Source organism: Loigolactobacillus iwatensis, from assembly GCF_003950295.1.
Classification (GTDB): domain Bacteria; phylum Bacillota; class Bacilli; order Lactobacillales; family Lactobacillaceae; genus Loigolactobacillus; species Loigolactobacillus iwatensis.
Map to the genome: position 1 here is coordinate 35165 of NZ_RHNP01000016.1, position 18552 is coordinate 53716.

Sequence of the window (18552 nt, forward strand, 5' to 3'; positions counted from 1 at the left end):
TTAGTTCTCCTCCTTTTTTTCGGTATCTTGTTTTAGCAACGGGAAACCAAGCTTTTCACGTTCAGCCACAAATGCTCGTGCAACCGCCCGGGCCATATTTCTAATCCGAGAAAGATAGCCAGCACGCTCTGTAACGCTGACCGCACCACGTGCATCCAATAAGTTAAAAGTATGGCTACATTTTAAAATATAATCATAGGCAGGATGAACTAAGCCATTATCAATCTGTTTTTTTGCTTCATTTTCGTACATATCAAATAATTGCAGCAACATATCTTGATTACTTTCTTCAAAAGAATATTTTGAATGTTCAAACTCAGGTTCCTTAAAGATATCACCGTACTTAACGCCATCGCCCCATTCAAGATCAAAAACAGAATTAACATCCTGAATATAAGAAGCTAATCGTTCAATCCCGTATGTAATCTCCGAAGTAACTGGCTTAACGTTCAAACCACCGACAACTTGGAAATAAGTGAATTGTGAGACTTCCATCCCATCAAGCCAAACTTCCCAACCAACACCGGCACAGCCCATTGAAGGATTTTCCCAATTATCTTCAACAAACCGAATATCGTGGGCCAAGGGATCGATGCCTAATGCCCGCAAACTATCCAGATAAAGTTCCTGAATATTTGCTGGCGAAGGCTTCATGACAACTTGAAATTGGTGATGTTGGTACAATCGATTAGGATTTTCACCATACCGCCCATCAGCCGGCCGTCTTGAGGGCTCAACGTAAGCTGCATTCCATGGTTCGGGTCCAATTGCCCGTAAAAAAGTATACGGACTCATCGTCCCGGCACCTTTTTCAGTGTCGTAGGCCTCCATTAACATACAACCTTGCTTACCCCAATAATGCTGTAAAGTTAAAATCATATCTTGAATATTTAATTTTTGATCCATAAGTGAAACTCCCTTCACATTTAAGGCCAAAACACCACTTGTAAAAGTACTGCTTAAGCCAATCGACTTGTTTTGAATAGGTTATACTAGTAGGCTTTTCTACAAATTTAAATAAAAAAGCCCCTATGCAGATTAACAATCTACATAGGGACGATTACTCGCGGTTCCACCCTAGTTCTAGTGATTTATTCACTAACACTTTAATATTAACCTAATCACTCAGGAATGCCCCGCAGTCATAATTTAGTTCGGCTTTCACTATTTCCGAATTCGCTGATAAATCATTACCTGTTTCTTTCCGTCATCGTTCATCTAAACTAAATTCTACCGATTTTCATTTAACTTGTCAATTACGGTTTCAACAAGTGATCCCAATTCTTCATATCATCAATAAAATGTTTACTTTTTAATGCTAGACCCACCGTATCACTATAAATGCGGTCAATTATTCGCCGCAATTCATCCTTAGTAGCTTGCTTCACCGAAATTGACGTTAACTTATTTAAATTAAGCACCGAAAATTGGCGCAATAAATAAATTGCCCGCGCACTTGCGTGGAAACGATAAGGATCCAAATGAAAGTGCTTCTGACACAACAGGCCGCCATAACTTTCAGAATAGTCTAGGGGAAGATCACTTCGGTGACAAATGACACAGCTTTCTAAGTAAGGTGCCACTCCGAAAGCCGCCAACAACTGAATTTCATTAATATTCGTGATAATCTCTGGATCAAATCCATCGTCAATTAATTGCACCGATAAAACAGCCTGCTGATACCAGCGCGGTAACGGTTGGTTATCCGTAAAAGCAACATCAATCAAATTTAAGATGTAGGTTGCATACGCATTTAAACCAATATCAGTCGAGATGCTTTGAAATTGATGGTACTCTTTGGCCGCGTTAATAAATGACAATCCTTCTTCGTGAATGTTTCCAACGTAGGTTCCTTGCGTAAAAGGCAGTAATGCAGCCGCTAATTTAAAGCCGCGTTTGCGTGCACCACGAATAAAGAACATTTTCTTACCAAATTGATCAGTAAAAAATTTAACTAACATATCGCGCTCCCGGTAATCCCGGCGAAACATCACTAGGCCATTAAAGTCAGTTATTTGTCGTTGTGCCAAATGCAACCCTCCTTCAAAGCTTGACCTTCATTCAAACACGGCCTAAGTTCATTATCTCGCTGTTTAATAATCTTTCTTACGGTAACCTAATTCATCTAGGTACTGCTGATTATCGCGCCAACCCTTATCAACCTTAACCCATAATTGTAAATAGACTTTTTCACCTAGTAAACGTTCAATATCTCTTCTTGCCCGCGTCCCAATTTCCTTCAACATTTTGCCGCCTTGACCAATAATAATTCCCTTTTGACCTGGACGCTCGACAACAATGGTTGCGTCAATTTTCATTTTTTCGTTATCATTATGGCGCATTTTTTCAACCTGAACTGCAACTGAATGGGGGACTTCTTCGCGGGTTAATTCTAAAATTTTCTCACGAATTAGCTCAGAAACAACGAAGTATTCCGGATGATCGGTAATTTGATCATCTGGATAATATTGCGGTCCCACCGGTAATTCATGTTCAAGTTCTGCCAATAATTCCGTCACATTGTTACCTTGCAGTGCTGAAATTGGAAATACTTGTTTGAACGCCATATCTTTTTGATAACTTTCAACAAACGGCGCCAAATCATTCGGGTGCACTGTATCTATTTTATTAACAATTAAGTACACGGGCTGCTTCACCCGTTTTAATTGATCGATAATAAACGTGTCACCAGAACCCTTTTTATCTTTGGCACTGACCATAAATAGGACGGCATCCACTTCATTAAGTGAAGAAGTTGCCGACCTGAGCATAAACTCATCTAATTTATTATCTGGTTTATGAATCCCAGGTGTATCAATAAAAACAATCTGGGCCGTTTTAGTTGTATATATTCCCTGAATTTTATTACGAGTTGTTTGTGCCTTATTTGACATAATAGCAACCTTTTCGCCGACAACGCGGTTCAAAAAAGTTGATTTGCCAACATTAGGACGTCCAACAATCGCGACAAAGCCAGAATGAAAATCTGCCTGTTCACTCACAATGTATCCTCCTTATTTGGTTCGAAAAACCTGCTAGTTAATTAGCGGCCATAAATGGGGCATAAAAATAATAATTCCAATAATAATTGCAAAACAAGCCGCTAATAAAACGGCCGTTGCCGCCATATCTTTTGCGTTTTTGGCCGCTAATTCATAGTGATGTTGCGTTAATAAATCAACTAAATTTTCTACCACTGTGTTGACTAGCTCACTTAACATCACTAAAAAAATTGCAAGTAATAACCATAGCCACTCAAAACGGTGCAACTTAAATAAGAAACCAAGTCCCAACACCAAAATACTCGTGACAAAATGAAAACGCATGTTGCGCTCTTCAACAAATACTTGATAAATACCCATCAACGCATGGCGTAAACTCTGCCAAAAGCTATGATTTTTTTCAACTTGCCGCTTATCTTTTAAGCCCATAAGCATCCAAAATTTTACGCTGCAGGGCAAACATTACTTTTTCATCTTCCGCCGAACGCATGTGATCATAGCCATTCAAATGAAGAAAGCCATGTACGACCGTGTAACCTAACTCCCGTTCAAAAGAATGACCGTAATCATTTGCTTGTTCAGCAACCTTATCTACCGAAATCATCAAATCACCAATATTACGGGGAATTTGCATCTCCGGATCCATAATAATGACATCTTGATCATCGGGATCTTCTTCAATTGCAAAACTAATGACATCCGTCGCACGGTCAGTATCGCGATATTCTTTATTGATTTGGTGAATCTCATCATTATGCATCAATGTGACCGACATTTCTGTATCTTCTGGTAACTTCATGTAGTTACCGGCAAACTCGGTAATCTTGTTAATTAAATCCAAGTGTGCCTGCGTTACAGTCTTTGTATTATCATAAATTTCTAAATCCACTTAGTAATTCCTCCATCAAAGATTAATGACCTAGTATTAATTTTTCGGCGCCTTTTCCTGGCGTTCATAAGCCTCAATGATACTTGCCACAACAGGGTGTCGAACCACATCGTTTGCCGAGAATTCAACAAATGCAATATGACTAATTCCCTTTAAGACATGCTGTGCCTGTATCAAGCCACTATTAGCATTGCGCGGTAAATCAATTTGCGTAATGTCACCATTAACAATCATTTTAGAACCAAAACCAAGGCGGGTTAAGAACATTTTCATTTGGGCCGTTGTTGTATTCTGTGCCTCATCTAAGATAACAAAAGCATTGTCCAACGTTCGACCACGCATATAGGCCAGTGGTGCAATTTCAATAACCCCGCGATCCATCAGGCGTGTCGTATGTTCAGCACCTAAGACTTCATACAAAGCATCATAGATTGGCCGCAAATATGGATCGACCTTTTCCTTTAAATCACCAGGTAAAAAGCCTAAGCTCTCACCTGCTTCAACGGCCGGACGCGTTAAAATAATCTTTTCTACTTCTCCATTTTTTAACGCCGCAACCGCCATGACAACAGCCAAAAAAGTTTTGCCTGTTCCGGCCGGCCCAACACCAAAGGTAATATCATTTTGGCGAACCGTCGTAACGTATTGCCGTTGACCAAAATTCTTCACCCGAATTGGTTTACCCCGCCGGTCCTTAATTAATTCGGTTTTATACAGTTCCTGAAAGTGATCCAGCGTATCCCGCTGGGCCATCTTCATCGCACTGACCACATCAGCACTACTGATTTTAATTCCTTGCGTATATAATTGTAAAAGATTAGCCAAAACTGCATAAGTTTTACTTGCATCACTGGAAATGCCGGTAATTTTAATTTCATTACCAAAAGCGGCCAACGTGACGTGCAGCCCTTCTTCTAGGATCTTTAGAAATTTATCCTGTGTGCCCATTAAACTGACAGCCTCATCCGGGTTGGTGACGCGAAATATTTTCGTTACTTGTCCTTCAGTCAAATAAGAGACTCCCTTTAGTGTATTCTTTAACAATAAAAATGATAGCACAAAGCGGCCAGAAAAGCACCACAACTGCAAATGAACAAAGAAAAAAGGCTGTGCCTAAGCACAACCTTTTTTTCTATTTTGTTAAAGCAGCTTTAACTAGCTTGTTCACAACAGCGCCATCCGCGCGACCCTTAACTTGTGGCATCAAAACTTTCATCACTTTACCAAAATCTTTAGTTGAAGTTGCACCAACTTGTTCAATTACTTGTTGGACAAGTTGACTAACTTCTTCTTCAGATAATGGTTGTGGTAAATAATGTTCCACAATTTTGATTTCTTGTAATAACGGCGTGACCAAATCTTCACGATTAGCCTTTTTAAACTCAGTCAACGATTCTTTTCGTTGCTTAAGTTCTGTCGCTAAAATAGCCAATCCTTCTTGGTCGTTTAAATCGTGCCCTAGCTTAACTTGCTCATTAACAACGGCAGCTTTTAACATCCGAACAGTGGCTAATGTCTCTTTGTCCCGCGCTTTCATTGCCGTCTTTAAGTCTGCATTTAACGTATCAATCAGAGCCATCTGATGATCATTTCCTTCATTCACACCAAAAAAGTGTTAGAATTTCTTACGCTTTCTTGCTGCTTCTGATTTTAATTTCCGTTTAACACTTGGCTTTTCGTAAAATTCACGTTTACGGTATTCTTGCAATGTACCATTTTTGGACACAGTGCGTCGGAAACGCCGAAGAGCATCATCAAGAGATTCGTTTTTGCGAACGACTGTCTTTGCCATATGATATCCCTCCCTCCGAGCTCAAGAATGGAATCGTCTTGCAAGATTTCTCTTTCAAAAACTGATTCGGCTTTCATTATACAGATGTAATCGTATCACGTCAATAACTAGACACGATTGTCGTGATTAAATTTATGTTTTTTCGTCGCCTTGGACTGGATAATTATGCTATGATGAAAGCAATTACAATAAGAAATGACTTATTTGCCGATACACAAATAAATTTTTTAATTTTAAAGGAGTCTTTTAAATGGTCGCAAAACAAGAAATCAAATTTTTTATTATTTCTGATTCCGTTGGCGAAACTGCCCTTAATATTGCCAAAGCTGCATTGGCCCAATTTACAGACGTTTCACCCGTTTACTTTCGTTTTCCCTTCACTAAAACTGAAGAACGACTTGATGTTGTTTTGAAGCAAGCAAAAGAAAAACAACCAATTATTATTCACACACTAGTTACCGCAGGGCTCTCCCATAAAATTAATCAATTTGCCAAAGAAAATGAGTTAGTTTGCTATGACTTATTAAATCCAATTATGTCCGAAATTGTTAAACGTTCTGGTGAACAGCCACGAGGTGAAGCTGGGGCCATTCATCGGCTTAATGATCGTTATTTTGACCGGATTTCTGCTATGGAATTTGCTGTTATGTACGATGATGGCAAGGATCCACAGGGGTTCTTAGAAGCCGATATCGTTTTACTCGGTGTTTCCCGAACATCGAAAACCCCACTATCTTTATTTCTAGCTAACCGTAATTTAAAAGTCGCAAATTTACCACTCGTCCCCTCGGCACACATTCCCGGGCAACTTTGGAAAGTTGATCCTAAGAAAATCATTGGCCTAACAACGGATATTGCAGTCCTCAATAATTTCCGCCGTGAACGAATGATTGCTTACGGACTTAATCCCAATACGGCGTACTCTGATACAAACCAGATTACTGAAGAACTTAATTATGCGAGTCAGTTATACAAAAAAATTGGCTGTTACGTCGTTAATACCGCCCACCGTTCAATTGAGGAAACGGCAACACTTATTTTGGAGCACTTAGATTTAGATAATTACGGTAGTCCTAAACCATAAAATCTAAAATCGCTTTTGTGCTAAAATATCTGCTTCTAGATTTGGATTAAATTGCTGCCGATCAAACATTGCAATCTCGTAACCATAGGGAGCAAATTTATCCTTGCCCGCGCCTTTAACCCATGGTGTCTCCATAATTTTGGGAACATCGTCAAAACGCTTGTCGTGGACAATTTGATTAAGCCGTTCAAAACCGATATAACCCAATCCAATATCCGCATGCCGGTCTTTATGACTGCCTTGCGGATTTTTTGAGTCATTTAAATGGATCACCTTTAAGCGATCTAAACCAATTACGCGGTCAAATCCAGTCATGACACCATCAAAATCCGTCTTAATGGCGTAACCGGCATCACTTGTGTGACAAGTATCAAAACAAACACTTAATTTATCGTTCAAAGTGACTCCCGCAATAATTTTGGCAAGCTCTTCAAACGTCCGACCAACTTCAGTGCCCTTACCGGCCATCGTTTCTAAAGCAATCTGGGTTGTTTGATCACTCCGTAATACTTCATTCAGTCCCTTGATAATATTGGCAATTCCGGCCGCAGAACCCGCACCAACGTGTGAACCTGGGTGTAACACGATTTGCTTAGCACCGATAGCCTCCGCCCGAACAACTTCTTTTTGCAAAAAATCCACCGCAAAACTAAAATGATCTAATTTTTTAGTGTTTGCTAAATTAATAATGTAAGGTGCGTGAATCACCATGCTTTGTAGGCCATGTTCTTGCATGTAAGCCTTGCCGGCCGCAATGTTTAACTCAGCAATTGGTTTGCGCCGCGTATTTTGTGGCGCACCAGTATAGATGCTAAAAGTAGTTGCATGATAACTGGCCGCTTCCTTAGCCGAACCTAGGAACATTTCTTTACCATGCATACTAACGTGGGACCCAATTAATGTCATTTTTTACCCCGCTTCTTTTCATTTCAAATAAATTCCTGTAAAGTTAGCCTAGTACTGTTTTTAGTCTGAGTTTTAGAAAGGAAGTTCAACATGTCTGACCTAAACGCAACACTGGCATTACTTATTCATCATAAAACAATTCGCCAATTTAAACCACAACCAATAGCCACCGATGTCATTGAAAAATTAATCACCACCGCCCAACACACAGCAACAAGTAATTTCTGTCAGAGCTATTCAATCATCAGCGTTACTGATCCGGCAAAAAAACGGGCCATTGCGGCGATTTCTGGTCAGAATTACGTCGCCAGTAACGGACACCTACTGATCATGGTTGCCGATCAACAACGAAATCAGCAACTGGCCTTAGCTGAGCAGAAATCAGATAAACAATTACACAGTACCGATAAATTCTTGGCGGCGGTCTTCGATACTGTGCTAGTGACACAATCCTTGGTTGTTGCCGCAGAAAGTATCGGCGTTGGTAGTGTTATTTTAGGTAGTATTTTAAATGATGCAAAGCAAATGATTCAGCTACTAGAACTGCCACCATTAACCTTCCCATTATTAGGTTTGGCTCTCGGTTATCCTGAACAAAATCCTAGCGAAAAGCCTCGTTTACCTGAACCAGCTGTTCACTTTACGAACCGCTATCCCCGTAAACCGTTTGCACTTACTGACTACAACCAACAAGTTCAAGATTATTACCAAAATCGTCTGCAAACACCGCGCACCACGAATTATCAACAGCATATTGCCCAAAGTATCAGCCAAGAATTAGGTAAACAGGCAGATTTGGCAGCAGTTATTCAGACACAAGGCTTCTTACTGGACTTTAAAACCGATCAGGAGGAGCATTAATTATGGAACGTCTCAGTCGTCGCCAATCTCTATACGTTGGTTCATTACTTTTTGGCCTATTTTTTGGTGCCGGTAACTTAATTTTTCCCGTTTTTTTTGGTCAACACAGTGGTCAGAATGTTGGGCCGGCTATCCTTGGCTTCCTTTTAACTGGGGTCGGTTTACCGCTGCTTGGCGTGGTTGCGCTAGGTCTAACCCGCAGTCGCGGTAGCTTTGAGCTCGCTAACCGAATCAGTCGGCCTTATGCCTACTTGTTTACCATTTTACTCTACCTAACAATCGGACCCTTTTTTGCATTACCACGGCTTGCAACAACTTCTTTTCAAATTGGCATCGTGCCATTCACTGGACAACACCAGTGGCTACTCGTGCTTTTCTCACTTGGCTTTTTCCTATTAGCTTGGTGGTTTGCACGAAAACCATCTAAGCTGATCGAGATTATTGGTAAATACCTAAATCCGATTTTTCTCATCTTACTTGGTAGCCTTTTGTTGATTGCTTTAATCAAACCATTAGGCAATATTTCCCAAGTACCAGCGTTGGCAGACTATCAAAATCACGCCTTTTTTACTGGTTTCACTGCTGGCTATAACACAATGGATGCATTAGCGGCACTTGCCTTTGGTGTTGTCGTTACGGATACTATTATTGGGTTGGGAGTTACACGGCCAACCGCTATTGCTCGTGATACGGTTCGTGCTGGATTAATCAGTATGAGCCTAATGGCAATCATTTATGCCTTACTAGCAATAATGGGAACAATGAGTGCTGGCCACTTTAAGCCGTCTGCAAATGGCGGTATTGCACTGGCACAAATCGCCAATTACTATTTTGGTGGCCTTGGTAGCACACTTTTGGCCTTGATTGTGATCATTGCCTGTTTAAAAACAGCCATTGGTTTAATATCAGCGTTTGGTGAATCATTTCACCGTTTATTTCCTAAAGTAAGCTATTTTGTTTGGATCAGTTTAGCCAGTGGCTTGGCCTGCCTTTTTGCTAACGTGGGTTTAACCAAGATCATCGCTTACTCAACCCCAGTTTTGTATTTCATTTATCCTTTAGCAGTAACTTTAATGCTGCTGGGAATTCTGTCGCCGTTATTTCATCATCGCCAAATCGTTTACCTCACAACGACAAGTCTTACTTTCTTGGTGGCTATTATTGACGGACTTAACGTTGCACCAGCAGGCCTACGTCAATTAGCTTTTAGCCAGGCTTGCTTAAATTTAGCCCAGCATTACCTACCACTTTTCAGCATTGGCCTGGATTGGCTACTACCGGCAATAATTGGCTTTCTGATTGGTTTACTCTTAAGTCATTTTTGGCCTAAACAAATTAAATTACCCGCTTAAACACACCTAATAAGGCTGAGACGAAAACGTCCCAGCCTTTTTTTATTCATATTTTTTTACGATCTTAGCCTATAATTCAGGTCTTAACGCTCGGCTCAGAAACTGATCCCTTTTCTGGTGCTCAGTGATCAAACTGTTGGTTCGTAAAAGTGCCCTAAAATTTTAACGGAATCCGAAATACTAACGAAGGCCCTAGGGTCAGATTCACGCATTGCAACCTCAAGATCGTGCATTTCATAACGGGAAATAACGGTAAATAAAATGGTCTTTTCGTCATGTTGGTAAGCCCCTTCAGCATCATGCACAATGGTAATACCACGGCGCATGCGATTTTGAATGTGATCAATCACCCGCTTTGGTTTATCAGTCACAATCATAACTTGCATTTTTTGCTGCCGCGTATAGACCATGTCCATTACCTTACCGTTAACGAAAATACTTAACGCACTATAAAATGCGTACGGCCAACCAAAAATAAAGCCAGCCGCCAAAATAATAAATGCATTAAAAGTAATATTAATGGTCCCAATACTCCGACCAGTTTTTTTACGTAAAACCAAACCAATGATATCTAGGCCACCAGTTGAAATCCCATTTTTTAGCGCTAGGCCCGTACCAAAACCATTTACTGCACCACCAAAAATGGCACAAATAATCGGGTCAAAAGTTAGTTCCGTAATCGGAACTAGCTTCATCATAATACTCGAAAAAACAACCGCCATAACGGTAAAGATGGTAAAACGGCGGCCAATTTGGCGCCAGGCTAATACAAATAGTGGTAAATTAAGCAAAAACAGCAAGAGCGGAACTGATAATGAAAATGGTAGAACACGTTTAGAGAGCGTTGCCAGTAATTGAGCAAAACCCGTAATTCCGGAAGCATAAATCTTACCCGGTTGCCAGAAAAAGTTCATTGCCACTGAAACACAAATTGAGTAGATAAAAGCTGTTGATGCCCGTGCGGCATATTGATGTTTTTTTAGAATACGCTGTAAATCATCCATTATATCGTTAGTTAGCCTCTTTGTTTTAGAATGACTGAATTATACCATACTCACTTACCGGCTTGAACAAAATACGCTGAATCCTCATTTAAAGTACAGCCTTTTAAAAATGAGTTAATTGCCCATTACACATTTAACGTTACTTACTTTGAAAAATCATGAATTGTTGTGAACTACATTTATAACATTAATTTTTTTGATTTTCCAAACCTAATTTCAGCAGTATGTGCGCAGTACTTCTTTGTTTGCTTTTTCTACCAGTGTTTTTTAATAAAGGCTTTCCGACCACCCATTTCTTCAATTTGATAGCGAAACGGATCTTTTTTATAAAAATCTTGGTGTGCCTCTTCTGCCGGATAAAATGGTTTAGCCGACTCAATGTTAGTGACAATTGGCTGGGTAAATTTACCACTAGTTGCTAATTCATTTCGCGATTCTTCAGCGATCTTTTTTTGCTGCTCATTTTCCACAAAAATTACGGGACGATAACTAGCACCACGATCTTGGAACTGTCCCATTGCATCAGTCGGATCGGTCACCTGCCAATATATCTGTACCAATTGTTTGTAAGAGATAATGGCTGGGTCAAACGTAATTTTAACGGCCTCAGTGTGACCTGTTGTGTGACTAATAACTTGTTCATAAGTTGGATTAGCAACATCGCCACCGGTATAACCAGAGACTACTTTTTTAATTCCGGGCTGCGTATCAAAAGGTTTCACCATACACCAGAAACACCCGCCAGCAAAAATTGCTGTTTCTTCACTCATTTAAGCGTCCCCCTTCGTGAAAAGATTTTTATATTTCGAATAACCGGCCTGATCTAAGTACGCCACCGGAATAAAACGTAGTGCAGCGGAATTAATACAATAACGCAACCCACTTTCAGCCTGTGGTCCATCAGGAAAAACGTGACCTAAATGTGATTCGGCCACTTTACTCCGAACTTCAGAACGAATCATCCCGTGAGAGGAGTCGGTATTTTGTTTGAGTTGTTCAGTCTTGATTGGTTTTGTAAAAGATGGCCACCCACAGCCAGCATCATATTTGTCTAATGAGCTGAATAAGGGCTCCCCGCTAACGACATCAACGTAGATCCCCTCTTCATCAAATTGATCGTACTTACCCGTAAAAGGCCGCTCAGTTGCCGCATGTTGCGTTACATCATACTGTAGTGGTGTTAAACGCTTTTTCAAATCATTATTTTCATTGTTCTCGGCCATTCCAATCATCCCTTTCATTACGTAATTATACTGATTTATAATTAAGTTGCACGCAATCTGTTTATTGATTAAGTATTCTTTTGATGCAGATCATAAAAACAGCCCACAATATCTTTTTAACGATAATTGTAGGCTGTCCTTATTTTTAACCAAATCCAGAGTAAACGTAATTTTGAGAATAAATTCTCTGCTTTTTAAATACTTGTAAGCCTGTGTATCTTTTATTCTTTATTTTGATCATAAACACTAAGATCAAGATCTAATAATTGCTTAGTTGAAACCTTGCCCGGCGCGTTAGTTAATGGATCCCCGGCCTTAGAATTCTTAGGAAAAGCAATGACATCCCGAATATTATCGCGGCCTGACAGCAACATTGCAAAACGATCCAGGCCAATAGCTAAGCCGCCATGCGGTGGAAAACCGTATTCTAAGGCATTTAGCAAGAAGCCAAAACGTTCTTGTGCCTGTTCTTTAGTGAAGTTCAACGCGCGCAACATCTTTTCCTGAAGATCGCGGTTATGAATACGAATTGAGCCACCACCAAGTTCATAGCCATTTAAGACGATATCATAGCTCTGGGCGTGGGCCTGATGCGGGTCTTCACCTTCGTTTAAATAATGAATATCCTCTTCATTTGGCATGGTGAATGGATGATGGGCAGCCGTCCAACGGTGAATTCCTTCATCATATTCAAACAATGGCCAATCAACCACCCAGATAAAGGCGTATTTCGATTCATCAATCATATCAAGCTCATGCGCAAAGAATGTCCGCAAATAACCTAACGTGTCCGCAACAACTTTTTTACGATCGGCCGCAAATAAAATTAGGTCTCCTGTTTTAGCACCCAGCCGCTCATTAATTTCAGTTGCTTGTTCTTTAAAGAATTTTGCAATTGGGCCACTGTAGCTATCTTCAGTTACTTTTACCCAAGCTAATCCCTGAGCACCAAACCGCTTAACGTAATCCTGAATCTTATCAATATCCTTACGTGAATATTTTTCGGCTGCACCAGGGACGCAAATTGCCTTAACCTGACCACCAGCTGCAATTGCGTTACTGAAAACTTTAAAATCAGTATTCTTCATCAAATCTGATAAATCCTGTAATTCCATCCCAAAACGCATATCAGGTTTGTCTGAACCAAAGCGGGCTTGAGCCTCATTCCAAGTAATCCGGGGAATTGGCGTTTTAATCTCAATACCCTTTGTTTCTTGCATAACTTCCTTCAACAAGCCTTCAGTTAAACTTTGAATTTCTTCCGCACTTAAAAAGCTAGTTTCCATATCAATTTGCGTGAATTCTGGTTGCCGATCACCACGTAAATCCTCATCCCGGAAGCACCGGGCCAACTGATAATAACGATCAAAACCAGCACCCATTAACAACTGTTTAAATAATTGCGGTGACTGTGGTAAGGCGTAAAAATGACCAGGATAAACACGTGAAGGCACCAAATAATCCCGGGCCCCTTCAGGCGTTGATTTAGTTAAATCAGGTGTTTCAATATCTAAGAACCCATTATTGTCTAAATAACGATGGGCCGCCTTAGTGATACTATTTCGAATCCGCAAACCCTTTTGCATTTCTGGTCGGCGTAAATCCAGGTACCGGTACTGCAAACGTAAATCAGCCGAAACGTTAATATTGTCCTCAATATAAAATGGTGGGGTTTTAGCCTTGTTCAGAATTTCTGTATCATGAATTTCAACTTCGACCTTCCCGGTTTTCATAGAAGGATTGATTGCGTCATCAGAACGTTTAACAACCTTACCCTTGGCCTCAATAACGTATTCAGAGCGCATACTATCAGCTACTGCCCACGCATCATGATCAAATTCCTGACTATAGACTAACTGCACGATTCCTTCACGGTCACGCAAATCAATAAAAATCAAGTTACCGAGATTACGGCGCTTTTGAACCCAACCCATTAAGGTAACTTCCTGACCAACAAAGGCCTCATCAACTAAACCAGCGTACGTTGTTCGTTTATCCACTACCAATTCACTCCCCTTATTTAACTGCGGTCTTAAAAATAGCTTTAAAATCTGATTCAATCTTTGTAAATGGTACGGTGGTTTCTTCACCTGTTGCCATGTTTTTTAAGTTGGCAGCCTTTGCCGCTAACTCGCTGTCACCAATCGTAATAACAACCTTGGCGTTTAAGCGGTTGGCCGTTTTAAACTGAGCCTTGGGTTTACGGTCTAAATAATCACGTTCGGCAGAGAAACCTGCGCCACGAATTGCCTGAATTAACTTCAAGGTAGCTGGAGCCGCTGCGGCACCAATTCCAACTAAGTAAACATCTAATTGGTCATCAACTGGTAATGGCACCTCATCAGCCGCCATAATTAACAGCAAACGTTCAACACCTAAACCAAAACCAAAACCTGGGGCATCTGGACCACCTAATTCACTCACTAGGCCATTGTAGCGACCGCCTGCACAAACTGTCATGTAATTACCACCAAAGGCCTTAGAATTCGACATAATTTCAAAGATTGTATGGTTATAATAATCAAGCCCACGCACCATATTTGCATCAATTTCATAGTCAATGCCAAGTGACTCCAACATTTGTTTAACGGTAGTAAAATGAGCGGTTGAAGCCTCATCAAGGTAATCCAAAATAGAGGGGGCATCCTTGACGATTTCTTGATCATGCTTGTCTTTACTGTCTAAAACACGCAGTGGATTCTTGTGTAGCCGTTCTTTTGAATCGGCACTAAGCTCGGCAAAATGTGGTTCCAAAAAGTCAATTAATGCCTGCCGGTATGCCTGTCTGGTTTCCAAATCCCCTAAAGTATTGATCACTAGCTTTAAATTCTTTAAACCAAATTGTTTCAGTAATTGTAGCGCCATGGCAATTGTTTCAACATCAATGGCTGGGCTTTCACTTCCAAAGGCTTCAACACCAAGCTGATGAAATTCACGCATACGTCCAGATTGCGGCCGTTCATAACGAAACATGGGTCCCATATAGTAAACTTTAACCGGCTTTTGATGCTCAGGTCCATAAAGCTTATTTTCAACGTAAGCACGAACAACACCTGCTGTTCCCTCTGGTCGTAAAACAATGTGGCGATCACCTTTGTCAAAGAAATCATACATTTCTTTTGTGACAATATCTGAAGTATCACCGACGGAACGGGAAAAAACATCAAAATTTTCAAACATTGGCGTTCGAATTTCTTTAAATTGGTAGGCCTTAAAAACATCCCGCGCCGTTTGTTCAACGTACTGCCATTTTTCGGACTCGCCTGGTAAAATATCGGCAGTTCCCTTTGGTCGTTGGTATGCCATTTTTTCGAATTCCTCCTTATAATTTTTACTTTATGTGCGTACAGATCCGTTAATCCATTTGTTTCAGTGTTTAGCGTGAATCCCAAACTATTTAGTTAGGAAATTTTGCGGCTGAAACAAAAAGTCCTGACCGCTCACTATTTCCGAGCATTACTCGCAAACGTGCGCCAAAACCAACTTTTGTCTCACGCCTAATCTATCATCCACTCTTCACGTAACGCTCAAATTCGATATCGCCCTCACTGTGCGCGCTTAACAATATTCAGGCAATCTTCCCTGTGAAAACGAAAAACACCCCTGTCGCTTTGACAAGGGCGCTGAATTAGCACGGTACCACCTTAAATATAACTTACCCCATATCGCTGGGTCGCGAGACTGACGTCTAACCTAAGAAGTGTCAAATCAGTTCTAACTTTTAGTGGCTTTCAGCAAACCCACTTTTCTGTAAAAAGTTCTGAACAAATCTATCTTCCTCATTGGCCTTTATAATTCAGTTTTTACGTTACCGAATATTGTTTTGAAAGTCAAGTTTGTTTTCAGCATTTGTTACCGGTAAATTTAAGTCATAACCCATTATGATATTTATTTGTTATAATGGCTATAAATCAATTCGGAAGGTGACACAAGAATGCTAAGACGATTCGTACATTGCATAATTCTACTATTAGCCTGTGTCACCTTAACCTTGCTAGTTAATCAGTCAGTATCTGCCGCAAGTAAGACGATAACCATTCAGGCAAGCCGGGTTAATGTCCGTATGGGACCGGGCCTAGCTTATGATACCATGACTCAATTAAAACACGGTGCCACAATCCATATTATAACAACTAAAAACGGTTGGTACCAGGTTCGCCTAGCAAGTGACAAGATTGGTTGGGTAGCAAGTTGGTTGGTCAATAACAGTGAAGTAAGCTCGGCCGCTAATCAAAAAGGCACAATGAACGAAACAATCTATGCCCGTGAGCATCCTGATAGTTCAAGTCAAATATTAGGTACGATGACAGCTAATACTCCCGTCACAATTATTTACCAACAAGGCGCTTGGTCCCAGATCATTTTTAAAAATACGGTTGCTTGGTTACCGAGCCACACTATCACCCAACAAAACAACCAACAAACCAAAACCGTCGATCCAACAATTAAAACGATGACAGTTCGTTCTGATCAGGCAAAGTTGCGAACCGGCCCCGCAATTAATCATCACATCATAGCAACTCTTAAAAAACAAACCAATTTAACTTATATTGCAACGGATGGCGATTGGTACAAGGTCAAAACAACAACCGGGAAAATAGGTTACATCGCAAATTGGTTAGTTAATCTTAATAGCACAACCCCTAATAATGCCACAAATCTATCTGAGGCAACGATTGTTCTCGATCCAGGGCATGGTGGCCATGACTCCGGCGCCATCTCTTTAAAAAAGACCTATGAAAAAACATTTACTTTGGCTACGGCTAAGGCAATTGCGACTCGGCTAAGATCGGCCGGGGCCCGCGTTATCTTAACCAGAAACAAAGATAAGTACGTTGGCTTATCCCCCCGCCCTGCAATTGCCAAGCGGGTGCACGCTGACGCCTTTATTAGTATTCACTTTGATTCCAGCGAAACCGCGAATACTGGTAGCGGTACAACAACTTACTATTACAAAAAGAAAAAAGATTTGGCGCTTGCCAAGACACTCAATCAGCAATTAAAACAACTACCACTTAACAGTCGCGGTATCGACTTTGGCAATTTTCTCGTCTTACGGGATAATACCCGCCCCGCTGTCTTACTAGAGCTTGGCTACATCAATAGCAAACATGATTATCGTGAAATTCAAGAAAAGGCCTACCAAAAGCAGGTAGCAACTGATGTTTATCAAGGCCTTAGTCATTATTTCAAACAATAAATAAATTTAGCAAAAAAGAGTTGGAAAATTTTCCAACTCTTTTTTGCTAAATTAGATTAAATGAATACTTCATAATTTTACAGTCACACTACAAAATATACGAAAAAATCAGAATTGAAATCAGCCCAGCAACAACTGTAACGCCCATTGATTTCGTTCGTGCCGCAATCAAGAAAACTAACAAAGTTGAAATAATCTCTGCCGAACTATCAACGTTAAACGTGTATGTAGAAGTAACAAACACATCCTTTGCTATTAAAGCAGTAAATAAGGCAACTGGAATGTACTTCATCCATTCATCAAACCAGGCCGGAATTTTACGTTTAGTAAAGTAAAGTAATGGTACAACTCGCGGAATAAAAGCAACAATCGCCGCTAAAATGATCAGTAATAAATAGTCACCGTTAGTCCTCATGGTTGTCGCTCGTCTCCTTTACATCCGTAAATTGACCCTTTCTGCGGTGAAGATGCAGTCCACGCAATAAAAAGGCGTGCTTATGGCCCTCTAAACTATGTTCAATCAGAAAACCAACAAAAGAGGCAATTAAGGTTGCAATTACCAAGCCCATCGTACTTTTAAGGACAATCATCAACCAAACTGAGAGTACGCCTGATAAAGCAGCAACACCAATTGATAGCCAGTTTTTAACTTGCATAACCATCATGTAACCAAATAGCGCAGTTAAAGTAAAATTAACAATATTAACGTCAAAGTGAATTAAATTACCAATTGTCGAACCGATCATATTACTAACGGTCCAAAAAAGCATTGAATAGTGATTAACCATTACTGCCTTATGGCCATTCCAGTTCTTATCAGTCGCAAACTTAAGGTAATTAATCGCATAATTTTCATCATTCATTGAACTTGCAAAGTACACCAAGAAACCCAGTGATTCTTTTTTCATAAAGGGCGATAAACTAGCCGAAAGTAAGGCGTAACGAAGTTCCAGAAAGAGTAACATTAAAAGTACTTGTAATAAAGGTGCGTGAATCGCCAACATTGAGGCGATTAAAAACTGGGCACCCCCTGAAAAAACGAGAATTGAAGCAAGCCCAGTCAAAAGAATATTGAAACCGGAAGAATGTAGTAAAATACCACACGCTAACCCGATCGGAATATAGCTTAAACAAAGTGGTAACGCAATCTTAAAAACTGCCAACCAACCCTGATTTTCTTCATCTACTTCATTCAAAAGTCTGCCTCCAGATTCATGCAATAAACCTAGGTGATTATAA

General features: G+C 40.4%; 20 protein-coding genes. 4 read left to right on the plus strand and 16 right to left on the minus strand.

Annotation, left to right across the window (positions count from 1 at the left end):
• The 8 genes from glyQ to rpsU form a co-directional block, all read right to left on the minus strand.
• Nucleotides 1-906: a glycine--tRNA ligase subunit alpha gene (gene glyQ, locus EKM98_RS05605; protein ID WP_125981165.1), complete on the minus strand. Its 906-nt coding sequence runs from the start codon at nucleotides 904-906 to the stop codon at nucleotides 1-3.
• Between the two features lie 350 nt (nucleotides 907-1256).
• Nucleotides 1257-2030 carry a DNA repair protein RecO gene (recO, locus tag EKM98_RS05610; RefSeq protein WP_125981167.1) on the minus strand — a complete coding sequence of 258 codons (774 nt, stop codon included), beginning with the start codon at nucleotides 2028-2030 and terminating at the stop codon, nucleotides 1257-1259.
• A gap of 63 nt (nucleotides 2031-2093) precedes the next feature.
• Nucleotides 2094-3002 (minus strand): GTPase Era, encoded by a 909-nt coding sequence (gene era, locus EKM98_RS05615; protein WP_125981169.1) that lies wholly within the window; start codon nucleotides 3000-3002, stop codon nucleotides 2094-2096.
• A 33-nt stretch (nucleotides 3003-3035) separates the two neighbouring features.
• Nucleotides 3036-3437 (minus strand): diacylglycerol kinase family protein, encoded by a 402-nt coding sequence (locus EKM98_RS05620; RefSeq protein ID WP_191983369.1) that lies wholly within the window; start codon nucleotides 3435-3437, stop codon nucleotides 3036-3038.
• Nucleotides 3415-3891 (minus strand): rRNA maturation RNase YbeY, encoded by a 477-nt coding sequence (gene ybeY, locus EKM98_RS05625; RefSeq protein ID WP_125981172.1) that lies wholly within the window; start codon nucleotides 3889-3891, stop codon nucleotides 3415-3417. The genes EKM98_RS05620 and ybeY overlap by 23 nt, the downstream gene beginning before the upstream one ends.
• Before the next feature lie 36 nt (nucleotides 3892-3927).
• Complete coding sequence (locus EKM98_RS05630) at nucleotides 3928-4902, minus strand: PhoH family protein (RefSeq protein ID WP_125981174.1); 975 nt, start codon at nucleotides 4900-4902, stop codon at nucleotides 3928-3930.
• A 121-nt stretch (nucleotides 4903-5023) separates the two neighbouring features.
• The gene (locus EKM98_RS05635) at nucleotides 5024-5470 is read right to left on the minus strand and encodes a GatB/YqeY domain-containing protein (RefSeq protein WP_125981176.1); all 447 of its coding nucleotides are present in this window, start codon (nucleotides 5468-5470) and stop codon (nucleotides 5024-5026) included.
• 36 nt (nucleotides 5471-5506) lie between these two features.
• Nucleotides 5507-5683: a 30S ribosomal protein S21 gene (gene rpsU, locus EKM98_RS05640; RefSeq protein ID WP_068224497.1), complete on the minus strand. Its 177-nt coding sequence runs from the start codon at nucleotides 5681-5683 to the stop codon at nucleotides 5507-5509.
• A 250-nt stretch (nucleotides 5684-5933) separates the two neighbouring features.
• Here rpsU and EKM98_RS05645 point away from each other — a divergent pair, with 250 nt between their 5' ends.
• Complete coding sequence (locus EKM98_RS05645) at nucleotides 5934-6767, plus strand: pyruvate, water dikinase regulatory protein (protein WP_125981178.1); 834 nt, start codon at nucleotides 5934-5936, stop codon at nucleotides 6765-6767.
• A gap of 3 nt (nucleotides 6768-6770) precedes the next feature.
• Here EKM98_RS05645 and EKM98_RS05650 read toward each other — a convergent pair whose 3' ends face one another.
• The gene (locus tag EKM98_RS05650) at nucleotides 6771-7673 is read right to left on the minus strand and encodes a deoxyribonuclease IV (protein ID WP_125981179.1); all 903 of its coding nucleotides are present in this window, start codon (nucleotides 7671-7673) and stop codon (nucleotides 6771-6773) included.
• Between the two features lie 90 nt (nucleotides 7674-7763).
• On the opposite strand from EKM98_RS05650, the gene EKM98_RS05655 reads away from it, so the two are divergent.
• On the plus strand, nucleotides 7764-8534 hold the full coding sequence (locus EKM98_RS05655) for a nitroreductase family protein (RefSeq protein WP_125981181.1): 771 nt from the start codon (nucleotides 7764-7766) through the stop codon (nucleotides 8532-8534).
• Complete coding sequence (gene brnQ, locus EKM98_RS05660; protein WP_125981183.1) at nucleotides 8534-9886, plus strand: branched-chain amino acid transport system II carrier protein; 1353 nt, start codon at nucleotides 8534-8536, stop codon at nucleotides 9884-9886. The genes EKM98_RS05655 and brnQ overlap by 1 nt, the downstream gene beginning before the upstream one ends.
• 128 nt (nucleotides 9887-10014) lie before the next feature.
• On the opposite strand, the gene EKM98_RS05665 is transcribed toward brnQ, so the two are convergent.
• The 5 genes from EKM98_RS05665 to hisS form a co-directional block, all read right to left on the minus strand.
• Nucleotides 10015-10890: a YitT family protein gene (locus tag EKM98_RS05665; protein WP_068224510.1), complete on the minus strand. Its 876-nt coding sequence runs from the start codon at nucleotides 10888-10890 to the stop codon at nucleotides 10015-10017.
• Between the two features lie 254 nt (nucleotides 10891-11144).
• Entirely contained in the window at nucleotides 11145-11660 is a 516-nt protein-coding gene (gene msrA / locus EKM98_RS05670) for a peptide-methionine (S)-S-oxide reductase MsrA (RefSeq protein ID WP_125981185.1), read from the minus strand.
• Entirely contained in the window at nucleotides 11661-12113 is a 453-nt protein-coding gene (msrB, locus tag EKM98_RS05675) for a peptide-methionine (R)-S-oxide reductase MsrB (RefSeq protein ID WP_125981187.1), read from the minus strand.
• 221 nt (nucleotides 12114-12334) lie between these two features.
• Entirely contained in the window at nucleotides 12335-14113 is a 1779-nt protein-coding gene (aspS, locus tag EKM98_RS05680) for an aspartate--tRNA ligase (protein ID WP_125981189.1), read from the minus strand.
• Nucleotides 14114-14129: 16 nt separating this feature from the next.
• Nucleotides 14130-15419, minus strand: coding sequence for a histidine--tRNA ligase (gene hisS, locus EKM98_RS05685; protein ID WP_125981191.1), 1290 nt, complete (start codon nucleotides 15417-15419; stop codon nucleotides 14130-14132).
• Between the two features lie 628 nt (nucleotides 15420-16047).
• Between hisS and EKM98_RS05690 the strand changes: the two genes are divergently transcribed.
• Nucleotides 16048-17313: an N-acetylmuramoyl-L-alanine amidase gene (locus EKM98_RS05690; protein WP_125981193.1), complete on the plus strand. Its 1266-nt coding sequence runs from the start codon at nucleotides 16048-16050 to the stop codon at nucleotides 17311-17313.
• A gap of 88 nt (nucleotides 17314-17401) precedes the next feature.
• On the opposite strand, the gene EKM98_RS05695 is transcribed toward EKM98_RS05690, so the two are convergent.
• Both EKM98_RS05695 and EKM98_RS05700 read right to left on the minus strand, forming a co-directional pair.
• Complete coding sequence (locus tag EKM98_RS05695) at nucleotides 17402-17728, minus strand: AzlD domain-containing protein (RefSeq protein WP_125981194.1); 327 nt, start codon at nucleotides 17726-17728, stop codon at nucleotides 17402-17404.
• A complete protein-coding gene (locus tag EKM98_RS05700; RefSeq protein ID WP_125981196.1) occupies nucleotides 17718-18509 on the minus strand; it encodes an AzlC family ABC transporter permease in 792 nt (263 codons plus the stop codon). The genes EKM98_RS05695 and EKM98_RS05700 overlap by 11 nt, the downstream gene beginning before the upstream one ends.
• Nucleotides 18510-18552: the final 43 nt, after the last annotated feature.